This is a genomic window from Streptomyces albicerus, assembly GCF_008905045.1.
In the GTDB taxonomy this organism is placed as follows: domain Bacteria; phylum Actinomycetota; class Actinomycetes; order Streptomycetales; family Streptomycetaceae; genus Streptomyces; species Streptomyces albicerus.
Genome location: NZ_VWMY01000146.1, coordinates 560 through 11,293 on the forward strand (window position 1 = coordinate 560; position 10,734 = coordinate 11,293).

Consider the following 10,734-nt stretch of genomic DNA (forward strand, 5'->3'; position numbering starts at 1 on the left):
ACGCTCTCGACCGGGGAGAGGGTCTCCAATCCCCGGCACGAGCGCCGTGACCGCGCACGCCTCGCCACAGCCCAGCGGCAGCTTGCCCGTAAGGCCAGGGGCGACGGTGCGAACCGGGCCAAGGCGCGCCGGAAGGCCGCCAAGGTCTACGCCCGCATCGCCGACCGCAGGCGTGACCACCTGCACAAGCTCACCACTCGGCTCGTTCGTGAAAACCAAACGATCGTGATCGAGGACCTCGCCGTTCGGAACATGGTGAAGAACGGCAGCCTGGCCCGGGCTATCAGCGATGCGGCCTGGTCGGATTTCCGGAGCATGCTGGAGTACAAGGCTCAGTGGTACGGCCGCGAGGTGATCGCGGTCGACCGGTGGTTCCCCTCCTCCAAGCTGTGCTCCGCCTGCGGCAGTCTTCAGCAGAAGATGCCACTGCACGTCCGCACCTGGACGTGCGACTGCGGGATGACCCATGACAGGGACGTGAACGCGGCGAAGAACATCCTGGCCGTCGGGCTGACGGCGTCTGTCTGTGGAGCTGGTGTAAGACCTCAACGGAACACTCCGGGCGGGCAGTCGGCGATGAAGCAGAAACCCCAACGGCGCGAGCCGTAGGAGTCCCCCTCCTTCAGGAGGGGGAGGAAGTCAACAGTGGTGGGATCGCATACAGGCTCGGGACTGGGCCGGGGTCGGTGAGCTACTTGCCGACGACGTCGTCATCGAGTGGCCGGTCAGCGGTGAGCGGATCATGGGCCGCGACAACTACGTATGCGTCAATGCGGAGTATCCGGACGGCTGGTCGATCTGGGTGCTGCGGATCGTGGCCGCAGGCGACGAGGTGGTTTCCGAGGTGGAGGTGCCGCTCGAGACGAGGGGTGTGCACCGGGTGGCGTCGTTCTGGACGGTGAGGTCCGGGCGGATCGTTGCCGGCCGGGAGTATTGGAGCGAGCTGGGCTCGGATCCGTCACCGGAGTGGCGCGCCGGCTATGTGGAGCGCCTGTAGGGGCGGAGCGGTTGGGCGAGATCGCAGCCATCCACGGCTGCGGCTCGCGTCCGGCGGTCAGCGGCTTCGGTCGAGGAACTCGGCCTCCACGGACGCGAGTCGGCAGTCTGGGAAGCGGAGGTTGGAGCAGACGGCGTCGAGCCGCTCCCTCAGCGTGCGGGGTGTCGGGTTCCGCCTGGCGCAGACGCTGCCTGAGCGTCGTGTTTTCGGCGGAGACCCGGGAGACTTCCGCTCGACGCGGATCGGGCCGGGTCCGGCAAGGGGAACGCGGTGTCTGCAGTGGCGGGCTCCGCGAAGCCGCCGCCATACCTGGGCCGGGATCGAGGTGCGGAGTGGGTCGGTCAGCGGGCGAAGGCCTCGGTCAGGTGCACGGTGTAGCCGTCGTCTTCCATCAGGACGACGGTGACGCCGAAGGGGGAGGGGTGATCCAGCTCGAGCGGGATGAAGGAGTAGTTGACGGCGGCCTGGATCGGCGGGGCCAGTTCGCCGCCCGGCTGCGGCTCGAGCGCGGGTAGCCAGTGAAGTTCGACCGAGGCCTGGTCCTCGGGCGAGTGGGCCAGGGGGTGTTCGGTGTAGGGGAGTTGGTGCAGTACGTGGCCGTCCTGGGCGGCGTGCACCATGTTCAGGCAGGGCGCCGGACCGGTGACCGCCGACTGGCAGGCGGTGGCGACGTCGCGGGTCTCCCAGGCGAGGACGACTTCGTCGGCGCCGGCCGCCGCGGCGATGTTCGAGAGCCCGGCGATACCGGTGAGCGCGTCCTCACCGACATGGACGGGGCGCAGCCAGACCAGACCGACCAACTCGCCGCGCACCAGCGGCATGATGACCGGGCGGGGCACCGTCCCCTCGCCCAGGCCCGACGCGTAGGCGTTCTTCATCGATGCGACCAGCGCGTCCCATGTCTGCGTGTCCACGAACTCCCCTTCACCAACGGCACGTTCACGATCACGCCGACCCTACTGCTCCGCGGGCCTCACGGCCGCCGCCCTCCTCATCCTGCCGCTCGCCCCCGTCCCGGCGGCCCATGCCGCGGAGACCGTCCCTGTCGTCACTGCCTAACCCGTTCTCCCGTCCGCACCAACAAACCCGCCCGCCCCCGGCACTCCGCAGAGCGGGCCGCTCATGCTGACCGCGGAACCGCACAGCGCCGGGCCCGGGGCTTCAATCGGCAGGCAGAGCCTCCCGCATAGCCTTAGCGGTGGCAGTCGCGTCGTAGTCTTCGGGGACGCCTTCGACCAGGATGATGTCGCCCTCGATGTGCCGCGAGCGCAGCGGTGCGATCTCCTGGTAGGCGGGTGAGTCCCACCAGGCCCGCGCCTCGGCGATCCCGGGGAAGCCGATCATCACGACGTGCCCGGGCCAGCTGCCCTCCTTCACCTCGTGCTCGGTGACGTGTACGAGGAAGCGGCCGCCGTACGGCGCGAAGGTGGCGGGCATGCGCTCGATGTACTCAGCGATCTCCGGGTGCGGGGCGGCCTCTTGCAGGTGAGCTATGACGTAGGCGGGCATGGTGTCCTTCCGGTCGGTCGGGCTCCGTACGCAGTTGATCGTGGCATTCAGCTGGGCCTGGGTCGATGACCTGGCAGGTAATCGCCCCCGGCCGGCAGCGCGGACCCGCCGCTTCGGTCGGCACTACGTCGCAGACCTCGGACCGCCTCGGGCGCCACTGACAACGTGACCCGACGGAACCTCCCCGTGCCCTTGCCGTCGAGTGCACTCCAAGTCCTACAGTGACGCTCCCAACCCGCCCCCGCCTGCGACGGAGTATTGGTATGCGCTATCGAGTCCTCGGCAAGACCGGCATCGAGGTCAGCACCCACTGCCTCGGCACGATGATGTTCGGTGCCGTCGGCAACCCCGACCACGAGGACAGCGCACGCATCATCCACGCTGCGCTCGACGCCGGCATCAACTTCGTGGACACCGCCGACATGTACTCGGCAGGCGAATGCGAGGAGATCGTCGGCAAGGCGCTCAAGGGCAGACGCGACGACGTCGTGCTCGCCACGAAGGTGCACTTTCCGCTGGGGAAGGGACGCAACCGCAGCGGCAATTCGCGCCGCTGGATCCTCAAGGCCGTCGAGGACAGTCTGCGGCGCCTGGACACGGACTGGATCGACCTCTACCAGGTGCACCGCCCTGACCACACCACCGACATCGAGGAGACGCTGTCCGTCCTCAGCGACCTGGTGAGGGCAGGCAAGATCCGGACGTTCGGCTGCTCCACGTTCCCCGCCGAGGACCTCGTCGAGGCTCACCATGTGGCGGAGCGGCGCGGACTGACGCGACTGCGCACCGAGCAGCCGCCGTACTCGATTCTCGCGCGCGGCATCGAGCGGTCCGTGCTGCCCACCGCGCAGCGCCTGGGCATGGGCGTGCTGACCTGGTCACCGCTCGCCTCGGGATTTCTGTCCGGCGCCTACCGCGAGGGCCGGCCCGTCGACCTCACCACCGGTCGCGCCAAGCTCACTCCGCACCGCTTCGACCCCGCCGTCCCGGGCAACGCCGCGAAGCTCGCGGCCGTCGAGCAACTCGTCGCTCTCGCTGAGGAGGTGGGCTGCACCCTGCCGGAACTGGCCGTCGCCTTCCCGTTGGTGCACCCGGCCGTCACGTCGGTGATCATCGGTCCGCGCACCATGGACCAGCTCACCTCGCTGCTCAAGGGAGCTGACCTGCTGCTCGACGACGCGGTGCTCGACCGTATCGACGAGATCGTGGCGCCCGGCACCGATCTCTATCAGGCCGACGGTGTCTGGCAGCCGACGTCGCTCACCGAACGCGCGCGACGCAGGCGCCCGGCCGGGGAGCGGGCGGCCGCGGACTGAGGAGCCGGCACAGCTTCTCAGTGGCGCGGAGCATCCCTCGAGACCATGAGGGGAAAGTAGTGGGCCAACCGGCAAGGTTGCGTTTTTCAGGCGTCAGATTCGTCTGTGCCGGCTGAGATCGCCTGCCGGTGCGAGAGGGTGATTCGGCGTCGGGCCGGGTCGATGTCGATGATCTTGACCGGTAGGGCGTCACCGACCTCGACGGCGTGCTGCGGGCCGTCCGGGTTCCCTTCTGCCAGTTCCGAGTTGTGTACCAGTCCTTCGAAGCCGTGCTCTACCTCTTCAATGCGTACGAACACGCCGAACGGCACGAGCTTGGTGACCCGGCCGACGAGGGTCTGGCCGATCTGCCCGGTCAGCAGTGCCATCGGATCTTCCTGGAGGGCTTTGAGGGACAGCGATACGCGTTCGCGGATCAGGTCGACGCCGAGAATTCTGGCGCTGATCACCTGACCGGTGGAGACGATGTCGGAGGGGTGATTGATGGGGCGCCACGACAGCTCGGGGATGTTGATCATCGCTTCGAAGCCGCCGATGTCCACGAAGGTGACGCCGAAGCCGGCGATGTGGGTCACCGTGCCGGTGACGATCTCACCTCGGTGAAGGGTCTTGAGGAAGGCCCAGTTCCGGTCACTCGGCGTGGGCTCGGTCTGCCAGCGAGCCCGCACCACTCCGTCGCTGTCAGGCATGACAGCGGTGAACAGAGGCACGCGTTCATCGGCATACACGGACAGGAGCGCTGCGGCGTCGGCACGGGAGATCCGGGCGGCCAGCTCCGGGAACGCGCTCTCGTCGGCGACAGCACTACGGATCCGGCCGTCCTTGTCCTGCCAGACGCCTTCGACGAGACCCTCCGTGGGGAGGGCATCGAGGACCGCATGGATGTCGGAGGACAGGTCCGGCCACACCGCCAGCCGGGCGCGGGGAGCGAGCCCGGCGCGCACCGTGTCGATGGTCTCGCGGGTCAGACGGTGCCATCGTGAGACGCCTTCGATGTACGTCTCCTCCAGAAGTCCTGCGCGGTGCATGACGACTGCCCAGCGCAGACCGGCCCAGAAGTCCTCGTCGCCCGGCCGCTGGACGTCGTTCCCATCGGCCTGCACGTCATAGGGGGATGCGTCCACCGGTTCCGGGAACAGCCCCAGCGCCCAAGTGCGGGCCAGCGCCTTCTCGCAGGGCCGGCTGCTGCCGATGTAGAGGTATTGGTCCCATCCCACGTGCACTGCGAATGCGCCCTCCGCCTCAAGCCGGCACCAGGCGCCGCTGTCGCGCAGCATGACCCGCACCAACTCGAGCCCGATATCGAGCGGCACCTCTGCCCCGTCGTGGAAGCCGGCCAGGCCGGTCGGGAAGAGTCCGTCCAGCCCGAAGCCGTCCAATGGCCGCTCGACTAGTCGCGAAACGCTCCATCCATGGCGGTCGCAATTTTCGCTTCGCGTCCCGTGACCGGGTCCGGCCGGCCAAGGTCCGCCGACGCCTTCCTCACCCAACGGCGTCTGGCCCCGAGGTTGTGGCAGTAGGGCGGCGTTTGCCGAAATTCGTTTCGTGTCTTGGGGAAGCGCCCCTACTGTGGCGCGGTGGCAACTCAGATGATCATTCTCAACGGTGGTTCCAGCTCGGGGAAGTCCGGGATCGTGCGGTGCCTGCAGGCCGTACTGCCGGATCCGTGGCTGGCGTTCGGGGTCGATTCGTTCGTCGACGCGATGCCTGCGAAGATGCAGGCGTCGGACGCGGGGATCGAGATCGCGGCGGACGGCCGAGTGAGCGTCGGGGCGGACTTCCGGGCGCTGGAGGCGGCCTGGACCGAGGGCATCGTGGCGATGGTCGGTGCAGGCGCCCGGGTCATCGTCGACGACGTCTTTCTCGGCGGAGCGGCGTCCCAGCAGCGGTGGCAGAAGGCTCTCGGCGGTATGGCCGTGCTGTGGGTCGGCGTCAGGTGTGAGAGTGCGGTTGCCGCGGGCCGTGAAGTCGCACGAGGAGATCGGGTCCAGGGAATGGCCTCGTCGCAGGCAGATGTGGTTCACCGAGGGGTGATCTATGACCTGGAGGTCGACACGACGCATACCGAATCGCTGGTGTGTGCGCGAACCATCGCCGCCCACGTCAGCTGATCGGTGGACCAGTTCTCGGCCCCGCCGGGTCTGCGGCAGCGGGCAGCTCAAGCTGCGGCGGCGCTGGGCCGGCCTCCCCACCGTACGACTTTCTCGCTGCGCCGGCCGCCGGACAGAAACCGGTGACCCATCCGGTCACGGCACTGGCTGGCGCCGCTGCGGGATCGCGCAACGCCGGGATCGCGCAACGTTCAGTGGTGCCGGTGCGGATCCACCGGCGCGGAGGCGTCGACGCTCGGGGCCCGGTAGGGCTCGAGCTTCTTGAGCTGTGCGTGGGTGTGCCGGGTCCGCCGGAGGCGCTCGGGAAGAGGCGTGCGGTAGTCGGGCAGAAGGCGCTGGGCGCGGAACGCGAACTTCAGGAAGACGCGGACGAGCCGTTCGCGGCGGGGGCTGATCCAGCCGATCCGGTGGAGTCGGCAGACCCGCTCGCCGGCGAGGTAGCGGGTCAGGTCCCTGCCGAACGCCCGGAAGGGGGCAGGGAACCAGCGCCTGGCGAAGAAGTCCATCATCGCGGTCGCCACGCGATGGCCGGACTCCGTCTGCTCGTACGGCCGGGAGTCGAACTTCAGGGCGAACGTGGTCATCGCGTGCCAGTCCTCGGGGAACGCCTCGTCGGCCAAGGGACCGGACTCGCGTTCCAGGAGGTGGAAGAGCGCCTGCGCCCAGCGGTGCCACGCGGTCTTCATGGGTTCGCTCACGCCGGGCAGACCCAGCGAGGTCTGCAGGCGGTCGCCGAACGTGGCCAGCAGGACCAGGGGATAGACGAAGTCGTCGATGTCGTCGAAATTGCCGGGTAAGTGCGGGGTCTTGCGGGCGACGCTCCGGTGGATGCGGTTGAGCCGTTCGGTGGCGCTGCGGCCCGCCGCGCTGGATACGCCGTCCACCATCCACGCCATCAGGAAGTCGTTGCCGTCCTGGAAACGCCGGTGGGGCCGCCTCTCCAGCTTCGCGGTGTGGGCCAGGGTGGCGGACCCCGAACTCGGCTGCATCATGCGCATGGTGACCGGATAGACCATCATCGCCAGCGCGAACTCCGGGACGCGGTAGCTGACATAGAGCGAGATCATCCGCTCCCAATCGGTCTCCGGGTCCATCCGGGCCAGTTCGCGGTCCACCCACTTGTATCCACGGCGCAATGGCGGTTCCCCCTGTCTCGATGTCCGGAGTCCTGCGGTGGCGCAACCAAGTTGCCCGCGCCTTCAGGAGGTGTCGGGCAACGCGCACGCGACACGCCTCCGGCTCAGGTCTGGCCGGCCTGGCACTTCCTCATGATGCCGTGTCATGTTGCACAGCAGTGTCCGTTCTTCGGACAGGAAGCGGTCGCAGGGTCGACTTACTCAACCAGCGGTCGGCCGGGCGGACCATACTCCGGCGATGCGGATCCATACGCGTATGTACACAGTCGGTGCGCTCTCCCGAGGTACCGGCGCTGACCGCCAAGATGCTTGCGCCACGCGGCAGTTGACGGCATGAGGGCGTCATGCGCTCCGCTATGCTCAGCCCCGTTCGGGCGAATGATGACCGGCGGGCGCCCAGACCGCCGGGAGGGGAACGTGAGAGAGCGCGTGATATCCGGAGATGGCGATCACCAGGCGGCGACGCGTTCGGAACGCGGCTCAGGACGGCTGATCGCCGATCGGTATCTGCTCCACGACGTCCTCGGCAGAGGCGGCATGGGCACGGTCTGGCGCGCCCACGACCAGCTGCTGGACCGCCCGGTCGCCGCCAAGGAACTGCACATCCTCACCCACGGCGACGAGGAGCACCGGGTACGGGTGCGCCGCGCGATCCGTGAGGCGCGCGCGGTCGCCCGGGTGTCGCACCCGCACGTGGTGGGCGTCCACGACCTGGTCGAGTCCGAGGACCGGCTGTGGATCGTCATGGAACTCGTCGAGGGCCCCTCGCTTGCCCAGCGCATCGCCGAGACCGGACCGCTCGCACCGCAGTACGCCGCCGCCGTCGGGCTGCAACTGCTCGACGCGCTGGAAGCCGTGCACGCGGCCGGCACCCTGCACCGCGACGTCAAACCCGCCAACGTACTGCTGCGCCGCGACGGCAACGCCGTCCTCACCGACTTCGGCATCGCGGCCCTCGACGACGGCGAGTCCCTGACGACCACCGGCGAACTGGTGGGCTCCCTCGACTACATGGCGCCCGAGCGGGTGATGGGGGCGGATGTCGGACCGGCCTCCGACCTGTGGTCACTGGGCGCGACCCTCGCCACGGTCTGCGGCGGGCAGTCCCCGTTCCGTAGGCCGGCGCGGCCCGCGACGCTGCACGCGGTGGCGTACGAGGAACCCGTCCTGCCGGAGCAGCTCGGCCCGCTGCGTTCGGTCGTCGAGGCGCTGCTGCGCAAGTCCCCGGACGAGCGCCCTTCGGCGGCCGGTGCGCGTTCCGCGCTGCGGCGCGTCGCAGCGGGGGAGACGGATGCCGGGCCGCTGCCGTCGCCGACCGTGCGCGTGTTTCAGCCTTCGGCCTCGCTGACCGACGCCGACACCGTGACCAGTGGCCAGCAGCGACTCGTCCCGGCCGGGGAGACCGTACCGACGGCGCAGCACACCACGTCACTCACCCCCTCGCACCATCAGTCGCCCCGCCCGAGGGGCCGGAAGCGGCTGTGGTGGGCACTGGCCGGTACGGTCGTGCTGGCGGCAGGCGTCGCGGGCGGTCTCTTCCTCACCGGGGCGCTGCCCCTCAAGAAGGACCCGACAACGACGACCACCAGTCAGGTCGTCCGGTCCACGACCGGCTGGCAGGGCGTGACCGGGGTGCCCGTCCAGCAGGGAGACCGGGTCACCGTACGGTTCGTATCGGGGGAGTGGACGGTCGACTACCGGAACAAGCCCACGACCGGGCCGGCCGGCTACGACGCGAACATCGACAGGTCGCTGGACGGGGCGAAGAGCTGCAAGGTCAAGCCCGAGGTCCCCTTCGGCACCCTGCTGGCGCGCCTCGCGGGCGAGCAGGACTTTCCCGTCCACACCGTCGGACGGAACCTGACCTTCCGGCCGACCGGCAACGGCACCCTGCAACTGCGGATCAACGACGGCGACGGGACCTGCCTCCAGGACAACAGGGGCACGCTGACGGTGCGGGTGAGCGTCACACACCAACCGTGATGGGCGGCGTACGGAAGAACATGGTGTCGAGCGTCTTGACGACACGGGTGTCCGGCAGCGCCTGCTGAAGGTGGTCCGCGAGACCCCCGACGGGGTAGAGCAGGCCGTCGGGCATGCCGTCGGCGCCGCGGCGTGTCGCGTTGGAGACGTCATACGTGGATCTTGCCGTGCAATGCCTGCCGCAGGGCGCCCAGGCGTTCCAGAGAACTGTCGCCCGGTATGTCGTTGACGACGATCGCGCACGGCGGGCGGCCTCCTCAGGTCCGGCGAAGAGGACAGGTCGGCCTGTCCAGGCCGCCTGCGCGTCGATGGCTCCAAGGCGCCACTGGCGGCGATCGCCCGCCAGGTCGGCTACTCGACAGAATTCGCGTTCGGAGCCGCTTTCCGCCGCGAGTACGGTCGCGAGTACGGTATCGCGCCCGGTCGTTTCCGCGACCTCGAGTTCCGCCGGGCTCGTGGTGCACAGGGCCGCGTCCGACTCAGCATGAGGCCCGCCGGCCGCAGAGGGAGGACTGCTGAGCTGTTCTGCCTCCAACCGTCGGCGCATACGGTTCTGTCGGGCATTCCGCTTACGAAAGGCGCATCTGTGACCAGTGACGAGGCACTCCGCATCGAGACACTCTCTCCTGCCCACGCTGACGACTTCGATCTCATATCAGCGGTGACCGCGCTGATCAACGAGGTCTACGAAGTGGCCGAGGAAGGCTTGTGGGCCGCCGGCACGACGCGGACCAGCCGGCAGGAGGTTGCGTCGCTCACTCACGCGGGGGAGATCACCGTGGCGCGGCTGCACGAGGAGCTCGTCGGATGCGTCCGCATCCAGCAACTCGCTGCTGGTATCTGTGAATTCGGCATGCTGGCCGCTGCGCCCAAGCGGCGTGGCACAGGGATCGGCAGGGAACTGGTTCGATTCGCCGAACAGTACGGTCGGGATGCCGGACTCGATGTCATGCAGCTGGAGTTGCTCGTTCCACGCGAGTGGTCGCACCCCGCTAAGGAATTCCTGGCCGCCTGGTACGGACGTATCGGCTACCAGGTGGTCCGCACGGGTTCGATCGACGAGTCGTATCCGGAGTTGGCCCCCAGGCTGGCCACTCCTTGCGACTTCGTGATCTATCACAAGAGCCTGCACCCATAGTCCGGTTCTGCAGGCCGAGCTCACGGCGCGGACCCGCTCCGGACGCCGCACACCTCACCAGCTGGTTCAGTAAGAGGTCCTAACGTAATGACCTGCCCAGCGTCTGGTTGCTAGTGTCCGACGGTGGCCTTGACGGACCTCAGCAATGGTTTTCGTGACGATGATCAGCGGCGACGTGTCCAGGCGGTCATCCATGATCGCCTTGCAGACGACCGCGAGCCGCAGGAGTGCCGCTACCTCATGCGGTTCTGGTGGCAGCTGTGCATGTCGTACCAAGAGGTGTCGGTGGAGCAGCTCAGCCTGAACGTCCGTGAGCCGAAGCTGTGCGTGCTCGAAAGGCTGATCAGCGCCATCAGGACGTCTCATGACGAGATCGACGCATGGGTAGCCACCACGCGGGAAGCCTTCCCGGTGATTCAAGATCGTGGCTTCCGAGCGGCCTCGGACAGTAACAGCTAACGCAGCAGGCCGAGTTGCCGGTGGGTGATGAGGCAGCAGGCGAGTCTGAGGAACGCTTCGTGGATGTCGGCTCGTCGTTCCCAGC

Annotated in this window: 11 protein-coding genes and 1 pseudogene; 7 read left to right on the forward strand and 5 right to left on the reverse strand. The window is 68.4% G+C overall.

All coding sequences use genetic code 11. The annotated features are described in order from the left end of the window. Both GAS53_RS57425 and GAS53_RS53315 read left to right on the forward strand, forming a co-directional pair. A partial coding sequence (locus GAS53_RS57425; RefSeq protein ID WP_225859690.1) for an RNA-guided endonuclease TnpB family protein occupies positions 1-609 on the forward strand: 609 nt, incomplete at its 5' end. 43 nt (positions 610-652) lie between these two features. Further along, positions 653-997 (forward strand): annotated as a pseudogene (locus tag GAS53_RS53315) (nuclear transport factor 2 family protein); the annotation flags it as partial. Between the two features lie 341 nt (positions 998-1,338). On the opposite strand, the gene GAS53_RS53320 reads toward GAS53_RS53315, so the two are convergent. Further along, positions 1,339-1,911, reverse strand: a complete 573-nt coding sequence (locus GAS53_RS53320; protein WP_151485051.1) for a hypothetical protein — start codon at positions 1,909-1,911, stop codon at positions 1,339-1,341. Positions 1,912-2,158: 247 nt separating this feature from the next. Further along, complete coding sequence (locus GAS53_RS53325; protein WP_151485052.1) at positions 2,159-2,506, reverse strand: DUF1330 domain-containing protein; 348 nt, start codon at positions 2,504-2,506, stop codon at positions 2,159-2,161. A gap of 263 nt (positions 2,507-2,769) precedes the next feature. Between GAS53_RS53325 and GAS53_RS53330 the strand changes: the two genes are divergently transcribed. Next, positions 2,770-3,822, forward strand: coding sequence for an aldo/keto reductase (locus GAS53_RS53330; protein WP_151485053.1), 1,053 nt, complete (start codon positions 2,770-2,772; stop codon positions 3,820-3,822). Between the two features lie 86 nt (positions 3,823-3,908). Here GAS53_RS53330 and GAS53_RS53335 read toward each other — a convergent pair whose 3' ends face one another. Further along, positions 3,909-5,201 carry a S1 RNA-binding domain-containing protein gene (locus GAS53_RS53335; RefSeq protein ID WP_225859691.1) on the reverse strand — a complete coding sequence of 431 codons (1,293 nt, stop codon included), beginning with the start codon at positions 5,199-5,201 and terminating at the stop codon, positions 3,909-3,911. A gap of 198 nt (positions 5,202-5,399) precedes the next feature. Here GAS53_RS53335 and cpt point away from each other — a divergent pair, with 198 nt between their 5' ends. After that, complete coding sequence (gene cpt / locus GAS53_RS53340; RefSeq protein ID WP_151485059.1) at positions 5,400-5,933, forward strand: chloramphenicol phosphotransferase CPT; 534 nt, start codon at positions 5,400-5,402, stop codon at positions 5,931-5,933. A gap of 191 nt (positions 5,934-6,124) precedes the next feature. Here cpt and GAS53_RS53345 read toward each other — a convergent pair whose 3' ends face one another. Next, positions 6,125-7,048, reverse strand: a complete 924-nt coding sequence (locus GAS53_RS53345; RefSeq protein WP_225859692.1) for a DUF2236 domain-containing protein — start codon at positions 7,046-7,048, stop codon at positions 6,125-6,127. Positions 7,049-7,486: 438 nt separating this feature from the next. Here GAS53_RS53345 and GAS53_RS53350 point away from each other — a divergent pair, with 438 nt between their 5' ends. Then, positions 7,487-9,052 (forward strand): serine/threonine-protein kinase, encoded by a 1,566-nt coding sequence (locus GAS53_RS53350; protein ID WP_192583709.1) that lies wholly within the window; start codon positions 7,487-7,489, stop codon positions 9,050-9,052. Here GAS53_RS53350 and GAS53_RS58710 read toward each other — a convergent pair. Then, positions 9,036-9,167 carry a hypothetical protein gene (locus GAS53_RS58710; protein WP_404829443.1) on the reverse strand — a complete coding sequence of 44 codons (132 nt, stop codon included), beginning with the start codon at positions 9,165-9,167 and terminating at the stop codon, positions 9,036-9,038. The two genes, GAS53_RS53350 and GAS53_RS58710, sit on opposite strands and share 17 nt — an antisense overlap. 471 nt (positions 9,168-9,638) lie before the next feature. Here GAS53_RS58710 and GAS53_RS53355 point away from each other — a divergent pair, with 471 nt between their 5' ends. Both GAS53_RS53355 and GAS53_RS53360 read left to right on the forward strand, forming a co-directional pair. Continuing rightward, on the forward strand, positions 9,639-10,190 hold the full coding sequence (locus GAS53_RS53355) for a GNAT family N-acetyltransferase (protein WP_225859693.1): 552 nt from the start codon (positions 9,639-9,641) through the stop codon (positions 10,188-10,190). A 123-nt stretch (positions 10,191-10,313) separates the two neighbouring features. Further along, positions 10,314-10,649: a hypothetical protein gene (locus GAS53_RS53360; protein WP_151485057.1), complete on the forward strand. Its 336-nt coding sequence runs from the start codon at positions 10,314-10,316 to the stop codon at positions 10,647-10,649. Positions 10,650-10,734 lie beyond the last annotated feature (85 nt).